Consider the following 15,427-nt stretch of genomic DNA (forward strand, 5'->3'; position numbering starts at 1 on the left):
CGCGTTTTCTTGCGTTGATTGGCTCTAAAGTCTCAACCGTGCGCCCAGCCGACCTCGCCCGCGAACACGGTATCTCGACCCAGGCCGTGCGCAACTACGAGCAATCCGGCTTCATCCCGCCCGCCGACCGCACCCCGTCCGGCTACCGCGTCTACACGTCCGTGCACGCCGCCGCGTTGCGCACGTTCATCGCGTTGATCCCCGCCTACGGACACGCTCGGGCGGGCCAGATCATGAACGCGATTCACGACGACTCGCTCGACGACGTACTGCTGGCCATCGACCGCGGCCACGAGCAACTGCTCCGCGACCGCGAAACCCTCGACTCGGTCACCCGCGCCGTGCACGACCTGACCGACTTCGAACCGGTCCTGGAACCGCGCACGATCGGCGAGCTGGCCCGCCGCCTCGACGTCACCCCCGCGACCCTGCGCGCATGGGAGGACGCCGGCATCCTCGCTCCTTCACGCGAGTCCACCGGCTACCGCACGTTCCGCGCCGAGGACGTGCGCGACGCCGAGCTGGCCCACCTGCTGCGCCGCGGCGGTTACCCGTTGGCCCGGATCGCCCTGGTGGTGCGGCAGATCCGGGTCGCGGGCGGCACCGAGACGTTGAGTGCCGCCCTGTCCGACTGGCGCCGGCGCCTCACCGCGCAGGGCCTGGCCATGCTCGCCGCCTCCGCACGGCTCAACGACTACCTGAACGCCCGAAGCGACCACCCACGACAGTCCACACAGGACCAGCTCTCGAACCCGAGCCGTCCACCAGGTGAGACCGCTTAGGCTTCATCTCATGCGCACAGCTCTGGTCGGCTACGGACTAGGTGGGGCGGCCTTCCACGCCCCGTTCATCGAGGCAACCCCAGGCCTGGAACTGTCGGCCGTGGTCACCTCGAACCCGGCCCGCCAAGCAGAGGTGGCAGCGCGCTACCCGGCCGCCCGCCTGCTGTCCTCTCTGGACGAGGTCTGGTCCGGCACTTTCGACCTGGTGGTCATCACCACCCCGAACCGCTTCCACGCCACCCACGCCCGCCAGGTCCTGGAACACGGCCTGAACGTGGTCGTGGACAAACCTTTCGCCGCCTCAGCCGCCGAAGCCCGAGCCCTCGCCTCGATCGCCTCCTCAAGAGGCCTGATGCTCGTCCCGTTCCACAACCGCCGCTGGGACGGCGACTTCCTGACCGTGCAGAAGTTGCTGGACGCCAAGACACTCGGCGCAGTGCACAAGTTCGAATCGCGCTTCGAACGCTACCGCCCGGAGATCAAGTCCTCCTGGAAGGAATCCGGCGACCCAGCCGACCTGGGCAGCATCCTCTTCGACCTGGGCACCCACCTGGTGGACCAATCGGTAGCCCTGTTCGGCCGCCCTTCCTCAGTCCACGCCGAAATCGCCACCGTCCGCCCAGGCGCCAGAGCCGACGACGACGTCTTCCTCTCCCTGACCCACGACAACGGCGTCCGCTCCCACCTGTGGATGAGCGCCCTGGCGGCAGACCTGGGCCCCCGCTTCCGCGTCCTCGGCCACGACGCCGCCTACGTCAAGTACGGCATGGACCCCCAGGAGGAGCGCCTCAAGGCAGGCGAGACCCCTGCTGTTCCAGGCTGGGGCGAAGAACCCGAGTCGGCCTGGGGCACTCTGGGCGGCAATCCTCACCGCACCGAGCCCGGCGCCTACCAGGACTTCTACGCCGCTGTGGCCACCGGCGTGGCTCCGGTGTCACCTCATGACGCAGTCACCGGCCTGGAGGTGATCGAAGCGGCCAAGCAGTCGGCCGCCACGGGAGACGCAGTCCGCCTCTAATCACGCCGATGGCGCAGCCGAGGCGACCCAAGCAACAGGCGTGCCATCAACCCGCCCACAGCGCTGGACCCCCGATCAGATTGGCGGGGTCTGGGGCAGAGCCCCAGGTGGAAGCACCCAACGCAAGGTCGCCGCCCGCAAGGCGACCACCCGCACGAGTCGCGCCCAACCTACGAACCCGGCGCCCGAACCAACGGCGGATACAACACCCCAGCAGCCCCCCGCCGGTACAACGCAGCCGGCCGCCCCCCATCCCGCGAAGTCGTCTCCCCAGTCGCCTCCAACAACCCCTCCACCCCAGTCACCTTCCGATGAAAGTTCCGAGGATCCAACGAAACCCCCCAAACGATCTCGTAAACCCGCCGCAACTCAGCCACCGTGAACTCGGCCGGACAGAACTCGGTCCCAAGTGCCGTGTACTCCAACTTCGCCCGAGCCCTCTCGACCCCGTCGGCCAGGATCTGCGCGTGGTCGAACGCCAGCGCGCCCACCCCCGACACGGGCACCCACGAGGCATCGGCCGCATCCGTCCCCGCGACAGGAACCGGCAGATCAGGCGCCAACGCCAGATAAGCCACCGAAACCACGCGCATCCGTGGATCCCGCCGAGGCTCCCCATAAGTCCCCAACTGCTCCAGATGCAGCCCGGACACCCCGGTCTCCTCGACAAGCTCCCGAGCAGCCGCCGCATCCACCGACTCGGCAACCTGCACGAACCCCCCGGGCAATGCCCACCGCCCCCGAAACGGCGCCTCCCCCCGCCGAACCAGCAGCGCGCACAGCGCGTCAGACCGCACGGTCAGCACCACCAGGTCGACCGTGACGGCGAAGGGAGGGAAATCACTTGGCGAGTACACACCACCGAGTATAGGCTTATCGTCAATACGACGATAAGGAGCCAGGACGATGGCCGACATCAGCACCTATCCCGGACTCAGGCACCTCAGAGGAGCCCCGACGGTCCACATCAGACACGTCAGGAAGGGCAAGCTGGTCCACGAGGGCACGGGCCTGAGCTTCTGGTTCCGCCCCGGAACCGCAGTCCTGTCCGAAGTCCCGGTGGACGACCGCGAACTCCCGATGCTCTTCCACGCGAGAACCAAGGACTACCAGGACGTGACGGTCCAGCTGACCGTGACCTACCGCTGCACCGACCCGGAAACCGCCACCGCGAGGATCGACTTCTCGATCGACCCCGACACCGGGGTCTGGCGCCAGGACCCGCTGAGCCAGATCGCGAACACCCTGACCGAGAGCACCCAGCAGCACGCCCTCAAGATCCTCGCCACCCTCGACCTCGAACCCGCGATGCGCACCGGCGTCGAACGGGTCAAGGAGGCCGTCACGACCAACCTGACCGCGCAGCACATCGGCCTGGAGATCATCGACGTAAGGGTCGTCGCGATCCGCCCGGACGCCGACATGGAGAAGGCGCTGCAGACCACCGTCCGCGAGAAGGTCCAGCAGGAGGCCGACAAGGCCACCTACGAACGCCGTGCCGTGGCGGTGGAACGCGAGCGCGCGATCAGCGAGAACGAGCTCCAGAACCAGATCGAGCTCGCGAAAAGAGAAGAACTCCTTGTCGTGCAACGAGGAGCGAACGCCCTGAAGAAGGCGGAGGACCACGCCAGGGCGAGCCGGATCGCGGACGACGCCAAGGCGGAGGGCATCCGCAAGCTCGCGGAAGCCGAGGCCGCCGGCGAGAAGGCGCGACTGGACGCCTACAAGGAGATCCCGCAGGAAACGCTGTACGCCCTGGCGGCCAAGGAACTCGCGGGCAACCTCCCCGAGATCGGCAGCATCACCCTCACCCCCGACCTGATCCAGCCGATCCTGAACCGGCTGGCGCGATGAGCCTCGCTCCGAGAATTGTGCTGGTGCACCGGCGCACCGAGCTGACAGAGTTGTTGGCACGACACGGCACCCGTGGCCAGGTCGAGTTCTTCTTGAAGTCCCGCGACAGAACACTGGACGAGGTGGTGGACCGTGACCAGCAGGCCCGCAAAGCGTTGGGAGACGTCAGCGCCGCGATCCCGCTGGACTGGCGCCGTGGCGTGGTCGAGAGGGAAGACCTGTCGCGGTTCCTGTTCGCGCCCGAGGACGTAGTCGTCATCGTCGGGCAGGACGGGCTGGTCGCGAACGTCGCCAAGTACCTCGACGGCCAGCCCGTGATCGGCATCAACCCGGAGCAGGGCGTGCTCGCGAAGCACTCGCCAGAAGACGCAAAAGAACTTCTGCGCAGCACCGGCAACACCGAAGATCGCACGATGGTCGAGGCCAGGACGGACGACGGCCAGACCCTGTACGCGCTCAACGAGATCTACGTCGGGCACCCGAGCCACCAGACCAGCCGGTACCGCGTCCACCAGGAACGCCAGGCGTCGTCCGGCATCCTCGTCGGCAGCGGCACGGGCGCGACGGGCTGGTGTTCGAGTGCTCACCGCGAACGGAAAAGCGCGCTCGTCCTCCCCGAGCCGACCGAACGGAAGCTGGTCTGGTTCGTGCGAGAGGCCTGGCCGTCGCCGAGCACCGGCATCGTGCACACCGAAGGCGAGATCACCGACGAGCCGCTGCACGTCGACGTCGAGTCCGACGGGCTGGTGGCGTTCGGCGACGGCATCGAGAGCGACGCGCTACGCCTCGGCTGGGGTCAGCGGCTGAGCGTCGGACTCGCCTCCCGCCGGCTCCGCCTCGTGCGCTGAGCCGATCGCCAGCAGGCACACGCCGGACATCACGGCACCCGCGATCAGGTAGACCGCGACGGCCCAGGTTCCGTAGCCCAGCAACGAGGTCGCGACGAACGGCGCCAGGCCACCACCGAGCACGGCGCCGAGCTGGTAGCTCACCGCCACCCCGCTGTACCGCACGCGGGTGAGGAACAGCTCGGCGAAGTAGGCGGCCATCGGCCCGAACAACGCACCCGAGCCGATGAAACCGAGCACGATCGCCGCGGTGAACCACTGCGCGTCCATCAACCAGAACATCGGGAACGCGAAGGCCGCCTGGAACACCGCACCGCCGAACATCACGGGCAGCCGCCCGATCCGGTCCGACAGCCAGGCGAACGGGCAGGGAGACCACCTGGGCGAGCCCTCCGACCACCTGTGCCACCAGGAGATCGTCCGGCGACAGCTTCAGCGCGGTGCGGCCGTAGTTGATGGTGAACACCGACAACACGAAGATGAAGATCTGGAAGCCGAGGTTCACGCCGGCGCCGAGCAGCAGCACCCGCCACCGCGTGCGCACCACCTCGGCGAGCGGCGTCCTGGACTTCTCCACCGATGCGAACCGCGGGCTCTCCGGCACCCGCAGCCTGATGTAGAGACCGATGCCGACCAGCACGACCGAGAACAGGAACGGCAGCCGCCAACCCCACGTCAGGAAGCCCGGGCCGGACACCCGCGACGACACGTACATCGCGAGGTTCGCCAGCACCAGGCCGACCGGCGACCCGATGAACACCCAGCTGCCGTACCAGCCCCAGCGGCCCCGTGGCGCGTGCTCGACGGCCATCAGCGACGCGCCGCCCTGTTCGCCGCCCATGAAGAAGCCCTGCACGATCCTCAGCAACACCAGCAGCACCGGTGCCCAGATGCCGATCGAGGCGTAGGACGGCAGCAAGCCGATCAACGCCGTGGCGAGCCCCGTCACGGAAAGGGTGATCACGAGCATCGCCCGCCGGCCGAGCCTGTCCCCGAGGTGGCCGATCACCGCGCCGCCGAGCGGGCGGGCCACGAAACCCGCGCCGAAGGTGGCGAACGCCAGCAGCACACCGACGCGCGAGTCGAACTGCGGAAAGAAGATCTTGTTGAACACCAGCGCCGACGCTGTGCCGTAGAGCAGGAAGTCGTACAGCTCGATCGTGTTACCGACCGCGGATGCCACAACTACGTTGCGTACCCCCGTCATCGTTCCAGCCTGGTCGAGGGATTGACACTGCGCAATGGCCCGGTCACCCTTCGAACTACGTTCCTACTCTTCAGTAACGAGGTAGCAATGACGCGCCGAGTGACTGTTGTTTCCCTGCTCACCGCCCTGATCGCGGCTCTTTTCGTCCCCACCGCCACGGCCGCGCCGAAGTACCGGAACTACGTCTCACTCGGAGATTCGTTCGTCTCCGGACCGTTCATCCCGCTGCAGCGGCTCGATCCGCTGAGCTGTTTCAAATCGACGCAGAACTACCCGTCCGTCCTCGCGAAGAGGCTCGGCATCGCCAACTTCACCGACATCTCCTGCGGTGGAGCGCAGACCGGGGACATGTTCGCCGCCCAGAGCGGCATCCCGGGCCAGTCCGTCGCCCAGCTGAGCGCCCTCAAAGCCGACACCGACCTCGTCACGGTGTCCATCGGCGGCAACGACATCGGCTTCATGGACATCATCCTGACCTGCGCCGGGAAGAGCGTGCTCGACCCGCTCGGCGCACCGTGCAAGGCGAACTACGGCGACACCCTCGCCCAACGCGTCAACGCCACCGGCGCGAAGGTCGCGGAGGTCCTCAAGGGCATCAAGCAGCGTTCGCCGAACGCCAAGGTCGTCGTGGTCGGCTACCTGCGGATCCTGCCGCCGTCCGGTGGGTGCTGGCCGATCGTGCCCATCTCCAAGGGCGACGTCCCGTATCTCGACAACGTGCAGAAGCTCCTCAACGGAATGCTCGGCGCCCAAGCCCAGGCCGCCGGTGCCACTTTCGTGAACCCCTACGACATCAGTCTTGGTCGCGACACGTGTGCGGCGCCGTGGGACAAGTGGGTGGAGGGCATCATTCCGACGAGCCTCGCTTTCCCGGTTCACCCGAATGCCAGCGGTATGGCAGCGGTGGGTAAGCAGGTTGCCGCCGCACTCGCCGGGACGGAATCAACCGGCGTCTAGTTGCACGCACTTTCGGCGGTTTACACGATCTGGTGTTACCGCTCAGTTGATTGGAATTCCGGGTCCTTGCCGCGCCAGAGTGGTGGCATGGCAAGGACCCGACTTCTGTTTGCCTGCCTCGCGCTCGCCGCGCCGCTCGTCCCCGGAACGGCCACGGCGGCACCCCTGGCAGCACCCCTCCTCCCCGCATCCGGCCTGGTGCTGTCGGTGCAACCGGAGATGGGCAAGCTCAGCACCACGCAGCTGTCCTGCGAACCCGCGGGCGGACGGCACAAGCACGCCGAGCAGGCGTGCGACCAGCTCCTGCCCGTCGAAGGCGACTTCCGCAGACTGGAAGCGACCGACGCGATGTGCACGATGGAGCTGAACCCGACCAAGGCGACACTGCGTGGCAAGTGGCGCGACAAGAAGGTCGACTTCCAGCAGGTGTACTCGAACCCGTGCGTCCTGCGCGCTTACACCGGCAAGGTCTTCGACTTCTAGACCGCGGTCTCCGGTGTCCCGCCGCACCGCCGTCGCGGCGGGCCACCGGAGACCGCCCTTTACCCGGGAAGACCCCAGGAAGGTGCGGGAGAACCGATCACGGGGCCGACCTTCAGATCAGGCCTGTCGCCGTTGCGGTGGATCACAGCTTCCTCACCGCGCCGCAGCTCGATGCGCAGATCTCCGTTGGGCAGCACCGAAAAGCGCTTCGGCCGACCCCGCAGATCACGCACGACCGGATCCTTGATGTCCGTGCGCACCACACAGGGCGCGCCGGCCTCGGACCGCAGTTTGATCCACCGCGTGGCGCCCTTCTGCCGTGAAGCCGACAGCAGGAACGCGCCCTGGGTGCGGAAGTTGTCGAGCGAGATCTCGGGCCACGGCACCGCGGGGAACACGCGGATCACGCCACCCCAGCTCTGGCACAGCATGTCGTACATCGACTGCACGGCCGACAACGGCGTCTCGATGACCGGACCGGACTCCTGGTACATCGTGTTCGGCTTGATGTACCGGCGCATCAGCTCGCCGAGGTAGAAGTCCGCCTTGTCGCCGCGCAACATCTGCGCGCTGATCGACGCCGCGCCCGTGAACGTGTAGCCCTGCAAGGCACCTTCGAAGCTGATCCAGTGGTTCAGCGACGTCTCGATGACCTGGCGCTGCGCCGGGTCCTCCCAGGTGACCTCGTACAACGGGTAGATCTGCAGCAGGTGCGAGTAGTGCCGGTGCGACTTCGCGAACGGCACCCCCGCGCCGATCATGTAGCCGTTCTGGTCGACGGGGTACGGCGTCAGGTTCGCGAGCGTGTCCTGCCACTTCGGGATGAGCGGATCGTTGACGCGCAACGACTTCGCGGACTCCAGCAACGTCTTGCAGCCCCACCGGATCAGCGCGAGGTCGTAGTTGGTGTCCGGCGAGTTGACGCCGTACTCGGGCGAGAACGTGATCGGCAGGTGCCACTTCCCGTCCGAGCCCTTGGTCAGGAAGTGGAAGTAGTAGTTGATGGCCCTGCGCAGCAACGGGAACAGCACGTTGCGCAGCACCCGGTCGTCCATCGTGTGCCGGTAGGTGAGCCAGACGTTGTGCAGCGTCCAGGTCAGGTTGCCGACCTCGGGCGTCGGCACGTCCTTGCCGGGAATGCCCACGCCGTAACCGGAGTTGCCGATCCCGGCCCCGTTGTTCAGCACGGTGTCGGTGGTGCGCGGGATGCCCGCCGAGTCGTGCCGGTACTCCGCCGGCACCTGTTCGACGAGCACGTCGCGGTACCGGTCGACGGAGTACGTGACGGCGTCGAAGTCGACGTGGTTGGAGCCGTGGATCAGCCAGTACTCCAGCTGCACGTTGAGGTTCCACCACGTGTTCGGCCACGGCGTGTTCTCGAGCCACGGCCCGCAGGTCGCGATCGCGGGTGCTTCCTTCCGAGCTGCGGAGGCGAACTTGTAGAGCTGGATCCAGTAGAACGCCTGCAACCTCTTGTCCGGAATGGACAGGAAGCTCTTGCGGTAGAAGTCGTGCCACCACAACCGGTGGTCGACCGCGAGACCTTCGATCGAACCGCACCGGACGTTGCCGATCGCCTTGCGCACCGCGGTTTTGGTCGGATGCGACCACGCGACACTGGTGAAGAGCGTGCGGCGCGTGCCACGGGTGGCCTCGCGCCAGGCTGTCACGTGTTCGCCGCCCGCGTTCAACGGCTGCACGGCCAGCTGCACGTCACCGGCCCTGGTCAGCTGCACCGGCGGGTTGTCGGTGAAGCCGGCGGGTGCGGGCCGGTTCCACTTCGGGTCGGTGCGCGGGCTGATCGCCTTGAGCGGGTGGAAGACCCACTTGAACGCGCGCTCGCCCTCGCTGGCCTGGACGTCGATCGCGTAGAGGTCGCGCTTGGTGTGGATGAACGCCCTGATCCGCAGGCTGCCCGCCGCGGTGGTGATCGTGCCGGCGAGCTCGGCGTTCCACAGGTCCAGGCGCAGGTCGACGCCGGTGATCGCGCCGACGGGTTCGAGCGTGAAGTAACCGATGGGCAGCCGGGCGAGGCCGAACAGCGCCCCGAACTCCGGCCGGTGGTCCTGCACCTGGGAGTGCTGGACGTTGAATCTGACGGCGTTGGCACCCGGCTCGGCGTAGATGCCGGACCCCAGGTAACCGTTGCCGAGGTACGGGCCCTCGAACCAGGTCGTCGGCATCTTCTTCCAGATGAGATCCGATGACCCGATGAAGTCACGCCAGTTGAAGCCATCGCCGGCGGACGCGCCGCCTGGGAGCAGCGCACTGCCCGCTACCCCAGCTAACGCGCCTCCGATCAGCGTGCGCCGGTTGAGTTCGACCACTTTCGGGCACCTCACTTCGCTGTGCGGTCAGGTCCTCGCGGCGGCGATTCATCGGATCTTTCGTGAGAGCCCAGCCAGAGTCAAGAGGCGTATCTAGGCTGCCGATCATGGGGGATTTCCTCGTCTACACGATCGGCTTCCCGATCACCTTCCTGTTGCTGGTCATGGGCATGTCGCTGGCCGCGCGCCGGATCCTGGGGCTGCGCATCGGCCTGATCCGCACGGCGCTGGCGTGCCTGATGGCGATGTCCGTCGCGTCGAGCGCCTTCGGTGAGACCACCGTCGAACCGACGGCGGGACTCGTCACGCTGCAGCTCGGGCTGTCGATCCTCGCGGTGATCGGTCTGCTGGCGTTCGCGGAGATCATCGTGCCGACCGGTTCGATCCCGCCGCCGACGGAGTGGTGGGGCATGCTGCGCCGCCGCATCGCCCGCACCCGCCGGTACTCGCGGATCACCGCGATCGCCGTCCGGCACGGCCTCGGACCCTACCTGCGCGGCCGCGAACGGACCTCCACCGGCCTCGCGCGGTCGCTCCGGCTCGCGCTGCAGGACGCGGGCGTGACGTTCGTGAAGCTCGGCCAGGTCTTGTCGACGCGGTCGGACCTGCTGCCGCAGGACTTCGTCGACGAGCTGAGCCTGTTGCAGGACAACGTGCCGCCGGCCCCGTGGAAAGAGGTGCAGTTCGTGCTGCACCACGAACTCGGGCCGGGCGCGCTCGACTCGGTCGACGAGAAACCGCTCGCGGCGGCGTCGATCGCGCAGGTGCATCGGGCCGTGCTGGCGTCCGGCGAGGAAGTCGTCGTGAAGGTGCAGCGCCCGAACGTGCGGGCGGTGGCCGAAGGCGATCTCGACATCGTGCTGCGGCTGGCGGACAAGCTGCAGCGCACGCGGTGGGGTGCGGCGTTGGGCATCCGCGACCTGGCGGAGGGGTTCGCGGCGGCGTTGCGCGAAGAGCTCGACTTCAAGGTCGAGGCGCGCAACATCGAGGCCGTGTCGGCGGCCTCCGACTCGTCGGTCACGCTGCCCCGCGTCCACCTGGCGACTTCGCGCGTGCTCGTGATGGACCGGCTCGACGGCGTGCCGTTGCGCGGCACCGCGGAGGACGAGGGGCTCGCCCGGACGTTGCTGCGGTTCGTGCTGCGCCAGGTGATGCTGGACGGCGTCTTCCACGCGGATCCGCACCCCGGCAACGTCATGTTGCTGTCCGACGGCCGGCTGGGCCTGCTCGACTTCGGTTCCGTCGGACGGATCGACTCAAGCCTTCGCTCGGCGTTGCAACGACTGCTGCTCGCGATCGACCGCAGCGATCCCGCGGGCCTGACCGACGCGCTGCTGGAGCTGACCTCCCGGCCCGAGGACATCGACGAACAACGGCTGGAGCGCGCGCTCGGCCAGTTCATGGCCCGGCACCTGGGCGCGGGCATGCGGCCGGACGTCGAGATGTTCGCCGACCTGTTCCTGATCGTGTCGCGGTTCGGGCTGAGCATTCCGCCGGAGATCGCGGCGGTGTTCCGGGCTTTGGCGACGCTGGAAGGCACGCTGGGTGTGCTCTCGCCCGGCTTCAACATCGTCGTGGAGTCACGCGCGTTCGCGGCCGAGCAGATCTCCGAACGGCTCACGCCGGAGTCGGTGCGGCGCACGATGGCCGAGGAGCTCCAGGCCGTGCTGCCGATGCTGCGCCGGCTGCCGCGCAGGATCGACCGGATCACCGGCGCGATGGAGCAGGGCCGGCTGAGCATGTCGATGCGGCTGTTCGCCGACGAACGCGACCGCTCGTTCGTCACGGGCCTGCTGCACCAGGTGATGCTGACCGTGCTGGGCGCGACCGCCGGCGTGATGGCGGTGCTGCTGCTCGGCTCGTCCGGCGGCCCGCAGGTGACGCACGACATCGGGCTCTACCAGGTGTTCGGCTACAACCTGCTGATCATCAGCGTGCTGCTGGGCCTGCGCGTCGTCGTCACGGTGTTCCGTCCTCGTGCTTGACCAATCAGGTTTGCAATGCAAACCTGATTGCAATCGAGTGCAGTTGGGGGACTGACCATGACCGAGGACCCGAAGGGCCTGCTCACCGAACTGACCGCCATGCGCAAGCGCGCCCGCGCGGACCGGCACGGCTACTGGCTGCCGTTCCTGCTGTTCGGGTTGATCACGCTCGGCGCGACACCGTTCTACGGCCCGAGGCTGTGCGTGGACAGCGGGCAGGACCCGGAGCTCGTGGAGCCACGGGTGTGCTCGTGGACCTCGGCTGACCTGCCGTGGCTCTACCACTGGCTGCACCCCACGGGCCAGATGGAGGGCCCGGTGTTCGGCCTCCACCAACCGTCCATCGCCCCCGACCTCTACTGGATCGTCGCGCTGCTGTGCGGCTACCTCGCGGTCGTCTGGTGGTACCGGTGGCGTGCGGCGCAGGTCGGCGTGGAGACGCCGACCAGGCTCTACGCGCAGGTCACGATCTTCATGCTGGTGCTGCCGCTGATCGGGGTCCCGGTGCTGAGCGAGCTGATCTTCGGCCGGCTCGGTTGGCAGATCGCGCTGCCGATCACCGTGGTGCTGATCGTGGCGGCGACGTGGCGCGTGCGCAGTGTTCGTTTCACGCTCGCGGTGCTCGCACTGTTCGCTCTCGCGCACTTCGCCACGATCTACCCGTACGGCCCCCTGTTCGTCCTGGCCGCAGGCCTGATCGGACTCGCCTACCTGGAACGCAGCGCGGTGTGCACGATCACCGTGGTGATCTTCACCGCCACCGTGCTGTTCGTGAACGAGGCCGGGCGGTTCGGCTTCTACTGGCCGTACCCGGTGGAAAACTTCGCGAGCACCGCCCTGCCCGCGTTCGTCCTCCTCGTCGGAGGGATCATCGGTTCCGTGCGACGAGAGATGGCTCGATGAGCGAGAACCCCACCGCGGGGCTGGACGACACGGTCCACCAGCGACATCGGCTCGGCGTGCTCACCATCGCGGCCGAGGCGAAACGAGTGGAGTTCTCGTACCTGAAGTCGGCGCTGGAACTGACCGCGGGCAACCTGTCGCGGCACATCACCGTGCTGGAGCAGGCGGGCCTCGTCGAGGTGGAGAAGGGCTACGAGGGCAAACGTCCCAAGACGTGGCTGCACATCACCGACGCCGGCCGCACTGCTCTCGCCGCGGAGATGGCCGCGCTGCGGGCGCTGCTCGACCGGCACGACAGCCGCTAGAACTGCCTGCGGTAGACGGAAACGTCGTCCCGCCAGACTCCGAACTGGTCAGGTGCCGATTGGACGATCGTCATCTCGTTGAGGTTGCCGAGGATCCGCCACGCCCGCGCGACCGCCTGCGCACCCGCGTAGGCGATCGTGCAGAACCGCCGCGGCTCGACGACCGTCCGCACGCGATCGACCTTGCCGACGGCCATCGGCGTGTCCTGCCACAGGTCCAATGTGTACCCGGTGCGAATGGGATCACCGGATCCCAGCACGCCTTCGATGCTGACGACGAGCCGGTCACCGTCGAGGCGCAGGTCGTAGTGACCGCTGCGGGGAGGGGTGCCGCCGGTGTACGCGGAACGCGCCGGATCGAGCACCCAATGCCCGAGAAACGGCACGAGGTCGTCACTCATGTGTGTCTCCTTCGCGGAACCTGCGCCACTGGCGGATTGTCCGGCGCATCGAGGTGGGCGACCATCACCCGATGAGTTATGAGACGGGCGTTCGGTGGAAGTGGATACCGTTCGTCGTGCTCGCGTTCGTCCTGCTGAGCTGGCTCGTGTTCGAGGCGCTCGACCTCATCGACTTCGAGGGAGTGGTGACGTGGGTGCGGGGCATCGACCCGTGGTGGGCGGCAGTGGCGATCTTCGCCCTGCTCGTGGTGGACGTGCTGCTGCCCGTGCCGTCCACTCCGCTCATCGTGCTGGCGGGAACGGCACTCGGCCTGCCCCTCGGGCTGGCACTCGCGGTCGTCGGATCCCTGGGTTCCTCTGCCGCAGGGTACGCCCTGGGGCGGTACGCGGGCCCGTGGTTGGTGCGACGCGTCGTGACCATCGAGGAGCTGACGGAAATGCGGCGGTGGGGGCGCCAGTTCGGCCCCTGGTTCTTCGGGGTCGCGCGCGGAATTCCGATGATGGCGGAGACGGTGTCGGTGTCCGCCGGCGTGTCCAGGGTGTCGTTCCGGACCTTCATGTTGTTCACGCTCGCCGGAACCGTGCCGATTTGCGGCGCCTACGTGTTCGCGGGGTCGCAGGCGGAGACCGTCGAGCAGATCGTGATGATCAGCGCGGTCGGTTTTCTGCTGACCGTAGGGCTGTTCTACCTGCTGCGCCGGCTCGTGAAGACGGCGCCGTAGAAAAAACGCCGCAACCGATCGCGGTTGACACGCTGTCCGTGACGATCGGGGGAAGTCACGGCTGAACGAACGCCTCTGGAGTTGAGCTCAGCCATGTTTCTCGATATCTCCGGCTTTGTCGCGCGCGAACTGGTGCGACTTTAGGGTTGTTGAGGTGCTGGTAGTTGGCCGTCAACGAATGGCAGTTGGGGCAAAGCAATCGCACCTCGTGCGGTTTGTTTCTTTCACGGTCGCCTGTGACGTGGTCGACATGTAGTGGAACTCGTCCGCTAACCGGGTTGATCTCGGCCCACCCGCATTCCTCGCAGCGCTGTCCGCGAAGGAGCACGAGGGCTTGCCGCACTCGGTCGTCGGGCTTCCCGTTCTCAGTCGTCCCTGAGACCTGGCCCGAGGTCCACGCTGCAATCCACCTTGCGAACGATCCTGTACGTTCGTACCGGTCTTCGTTGAAACATGCCCATGAGCAGTATGGCCCTCCGCGACGGCGCCCGACCCGCTCGCGTGAACCACATCGGCGGCATGGGTCGGGCTGACGACGGCGCATCGCGTCTGAACACGATCGGCTACACGTTTTCGCACCGCGCATGACGGCGCCGACGCCACACTGAGGGCACGTTGGTTGCGGCTTGCGTAGCCGTGCCGATCGCTGAGCCTGGGTACCACGGAGGTGACAGGCATTGCCACAGAAGCGCGGGTTACGCGTAGTTGTCCCACAGTGTTCGCATGGATGGGGATCGACACGCGGAGCAGGCAAGACTCACCCTTCGACGGAACGGGAGCGAACAGCCCCACACGTGGCCCGAGGTCATGACGGTGAAGACTACGAGGAGTCTTAGACCGCTAGTCCATTCCGGCATGGACTCCAGGAGCTGGATTCGAACCTGCGTCCCCTTCAGCAGAAGACGTAACCCTGGCCCGCGTACGTGTGAGGTTACGCGCTCCCGAGGTCGAGATTTCCGACAGCCTGATCCACGCAGTCGACAAGTTCCGGTAGCGGATCGGTGAGGCCGGACACGGCACTGACACCACCGGGACGCTGCAGCGGACCTACCGGGCCCACGACCGCGTGTTCATCATCTCGGACATGCAGACGATCGCCGCGCGCGGTGGCGTCTCGGACGTGGCGCACCGATCTATGGCTTCAACCTGGGCGGGTACCAGAAGGCCGCGTACGCAACCGGCACGAGTTCGGTGGCTTGACGGACGCAACGTTCAAGCTGATCCAGCTACTCGAAACCAGCCCTTCATCCCAAACCACTAACTATCAGTTAGCATGCTGGTGTGGAGTTCAACGTGTTCGCGAAGGCGTGCCCGTCACGTCCCACGCTGGAGCACGTCACCGGCAGGTGGGGCAGCCTGACGATGAGCGCGCTGCTCGACGGCCCCCTGCGCTTCAACGAACTGCGCCGCCGGGTCGACGGGGTCAGCGAGAAGATGCTGTCCCAGACCCTGCACGCGCTGGAGCGCGACGGGCTCGTGCACCGCGACGCGCAGCCGACGAACCCGCCGCGCGTCGACTACAGCCTCACGCCGCTCGGCCGGGAGACGGCCGAGCGGGTGCTCGCGCTGATCCTGCTCCTGGAGGAGCGGATGCCCGAGGTGCTCGAGGCCCAGCGGGCGTACGACGCCCGCTGA

At 67.3% G+C, this 15,427-nt stretch carries 15 protein-coding genes and 1 pseudogene; 11 read left to right on the plus strand and 5 right to left on the minus strand.

What is annotated here, in order from left to right; genetic code table 11:
* Positions 1-38: 38 nt before the first annotated feature.
* Together G7043_RS04725 and G7043_RS04730 are read left to right on the plus strand one after the other, a co-directional pair.
* A complete protein-coding gene (locus tag G7043_RS04725; protein ID WP_313887698.1) occupies positions 39-782 on the plus strand; it encodes a TioE family transcriptional regulator in 744 nt (247 codons plus the stop codon).
* A 10-nt stretch (positions 783-792) separates the two neighbouring features.
* The gene (locus G7043_RS04730; protein WP_166044211.1) at positions 793-1,800 is read left to right on the plus strand and encodes a Gfo/Idh/MocA family protein; all 1,008 of its coding nucleotides are present in this window, start codon (positions 793-795) and stop codon (positions 1,798-1,800) included.
* 170 nt (positions 1,801-1,970) lie between these two features.
* Here the strand turns inward: G7043_RS04730 and G7043_RS04735 are convergent, their stop codons facing one another.
* A complete protein-coding gene (locus tag G7043_RS04735; RefSeq protein ID WP_166044213.1) occupies positions 1,971-2,717 on the minus strand; it encodes an NUDIX hydrolase in 747 nt (248 codons plus the stop codon).
* Between G7043_RS04735 and G7043_RS04740 the strand changes: the two genes are divergently transcribed.
* Together G7043_RS04740 and G7043_RS04745 are read left to right on the plus strand one after the other, a co-directional pair.
* Positions 2,707-3,654 (plus strand): SPFH domain-containing protein, encoded by a 948-nt coding sequence (locus G7043_RS04740; protein ID WP_166044215.1) that lies wholly within the window; start codon positions 2,707-2,709, stop codon positions 3,652-3,654. The two genes, G7043_RS04735 and G7043_RS04740, sit on opposite strands and share 11 nt — an antisense overlap.
* A 23-nt stretch (positions 3,655-3,677) precedes the next feature.
* Positions 3,678-4,502, plus strand: coding sequence for a hypothetical protein (locus G7043_RS04745; RefSeq protein WP_313887699.1), 825 nt, complete (start codon positions 3,678-3,680; stop codon positions 4,500-4,502).
* Here G7043_RS04745 and G7043_RS48055 read toward each other — a convergent pair.
* Positions 4,434-4,826: a hypothetical protein gene (locus G7043_RS48055; protein ID WP_242641837.1), complete on the minus strand. Its 393-nt coding sequence runs from the start codon at positions 4,824-4,826 to the stop codon at positions 4,434-4,436. The two genes, G7043_RS04745 and G7043_RS48055, sit on opposite strands and share 69 nt — an antisense overlap.
* Before the next feature lie 79 nt (positions 4,827-4,905).
* A pseudogene (locus tag G7043_RS48060) lies at positions 4,906-5,709 on the minus strand (MFS transporter); the annotation flags it as partial.
* An 87-nt stretch (positions 5,710-5,796) separates the two neighbouring features.
* On the opposite strand from G7043_RS48060, the gene G7043_RS04755 reads away from it, so the two are divergent.
* Both G7043_RS04755 and G7043_RS04760 read left to right on the plus strand, forming a co-directional pair.
* Entirely contained in the window at positions 5,797-6,666 is an 870-nt protein-coding gene (locus tag G7043_RS04755; protein WP_166044219.1) for an SGNH/GDSL hydrolase family protein, read from the plus strand.
* An 87-nt stretch (positions 6,667-6,753) separates the two neighbouring features.
* Positions 6,754-7,149, plus strand: coding sequence for an SSI family serine proteinase inhibitor (locus G7043_RS04760; RefSeq protein ID WP_166044221.1), 396 nt, complete (start codon positions 6,754-6,756; stop codon positions 7,147-7,149).
* 59 nt (positions 7,150-7,208) lie between these two features.
* On the opposite strand, the gene G7043_RS04765 is transcribed toward G7043_RS04760, so the two are convergent.
* The gene (locus tag G7043_RS04765) at positions 7,209-9,476 is read right to left on the minus strand and encodes a glycosyl hydrolase family 95 catalytic domain-containing protein (RefSeq protein ID WP_166044223.1); all 2,268 of its coding nucleotides are present in this window, start codon (positions 9,474-9,476) and stop codon (positions 7,209-7,211) included.
* Between the two features lie 107 nt (positions 9,477-9,583).
* Here G7043_RS04765 and G7043_RS04770 point away from each other — a divergent pair, with 107 nt between their 5' ends.
* Genes G7043_RS04770 through G7043_RS04780 form a run of 3 tightly spaced genes read left to right on the plus strand, consistent with a single transcriptional unit; the run spans position 9,584 to position 12,669 of the window.
* Positions 9,584-11,461: an ABC1 kinase family protein gene (locus G7043_RS04770; protein WP_166044225.1), complete on the plus strand. Its 1,878-nt coding sequence runs from the start codon at positions 9,584-9,586 to the stop codon at positions 11,459-11,461.
* Between the two features lie 57 nt (positions 11,462-11,518).
* Entirely contained in the window at positions 11,519-12,364 is an 846-nt protein-coding gene (locus G7043_RS04775) for a hypothetical protein (RefSeq protein ID WP_166044227.1), read from the plus strand.
* Positions 12,361-12,669 carry a winged helix-turn-helix domain-containing protein gene (locus G7043_RS04780; protein WP_166044229.1) on the plus strand — a complete coding sequence of 103 codons (309 nt, stop codon included), beginning with the start codon at positions 12,361-12,363 and terminating at the stop codon, positions 12,667-12,669. Before G7043_RS04775 ends, G7043_RS04780 begins: the two co-directional genes overlap by 4 nt.
* Here the strand turns inward: G7043_RS04780 and G7043_RS04785 are convergent.
* Complete coding sequence (locus G7043_RS04785) at positions 12,666-13,070, minus strand: hypothetical protein (RefSeq protein ID WP_166044231.1); 405 nt, start codon at positions 13,068-13,070, stop codon at positions 12,666-12,668. The genes G7043_RS04780 and G7043_RS04785 overlap by 4 nt on opposite strands.
* 71 nt (positions 13,071-13,141) lie before the next feature.
* Between G7043_RS04785 and G7043_RS04790 the strand changes: the two genes are divergently transcribed.
* Both G7043_RS04790 and G7043_RS04795 read left to right on the plus strand, forming a co-directional pair.
* On the plus strand, positions 13,142-13,792 hold the full coding sequence (locus tag G7043_RS04790) for a TVP38/TMEM64 family protein (RefSeq protein ID WP_166044233.1): 651 nt from the start codon (positions 13,142-13,144) through the stop codon (positions 13,790-13,792).
* A 1,281-nt stretch (positions 13,793-15,073) separates the two neighbouring features.
* Positions 15,074-15,427 (plus strand): winged helix-turn-helix transcriptional regulator, encoded by a 354-nt coding sequence (locus G7043_RS04795; protein ID WP_166044236.1) that lies wholly within the window; start codon positions 15,074-15,076, stop codon positions 15,425-15,427.

It is taken from the genome of Lentzea alba, from assembly GCF_011067745.1.
Taxonomy (GTDB): Bacteria; Actinomycetota; Actinomycetes; order Mycobacteriales; family Pseudonocardiaceae; genus Lentzea; species Lentzea alba.

Excerpts from the sequence above, each read along its gene's own strand:
- G7043_RS04730 (WP_166044211.1), top strand. The coding sequence starts at position 793 with ATGCGCACAGCTCTGGTCGGCTACGGACTAGGTGGGGCGGCCTTCCAC.
- G7043_RS04740 (WP_166044215.1), top strand. The coding sequence starts at position 2,707 with ATGGCCGACATCAGCACCTATCCCGGACTCAGGCACCTCAGAGGAGCC.
- G7043_RS04735 (WP_166044213.1), bottom strand. The coding sequence starts at position 2,717 with ATGTCGGCCATCGTCCTGGCTCCTTATCGTCGTATTGACGATAAGCCT.
- G7043_RS48055 (WP_242641837.1), bottom strand. The coding sequence starts at position 4,826 with ATGTTCGGCGGTGCGGTGTTCCAGGCGGCCTTCGCGTTCCCGATGTTC.
- G7043_RS04755 (WP_166044219.1), top strand. The coding sequence starts at position 5,797 with ATGACGCGCCGAGTGACTGTTGTTTCCCTGCTCACCGCCCTGATCGCG.
- G7043_RS04760 (WP_166044221.1), top strand. The coding sequence starts at position 6,754 with ATGGCAAGGACCCGACTTCTGTTTGCCTGCCTCGCGCTCGCCGCGCCG.
- G7043_RS04770 (WP_166044225.1), top strand. The coding sequence starts at position 9,584 with ATGGGGGATTTCCTCGTCTACACGATCGGCTTCCCGATCACCTTCCTG.
- G7043_RS04775 (WP_166044227.1), top strand. The coding sequence starts at position 11,519 with ATGACCGAGGACCCGAAGGGCCTGCTCACCGAACTGACCGCCATGCGC.
- G7043_RS04780 (WP_166044229.1), top strand. The coding sequence starts at position 12,361 with ATGAGCGAGAACCCCACCGCGGGGCTGGACGACACGGTCCACCAGCGA.
- G7043_RS04785 (WP_166044231.1), bottom strand. The coding sequence starts at position 13,070 with ATGAGTGACGACCTCGTGCCGTTTCTCGGGCATTGGGTGCTCGATCCG.
- G7043_RS04790 (WP_166044233.1), top strand. The coding sequence starts at position 13,142 with ATGAGTTATGAGACGGGCGTTCGGTGGAAGTGGATACCGTTCGTCGTG.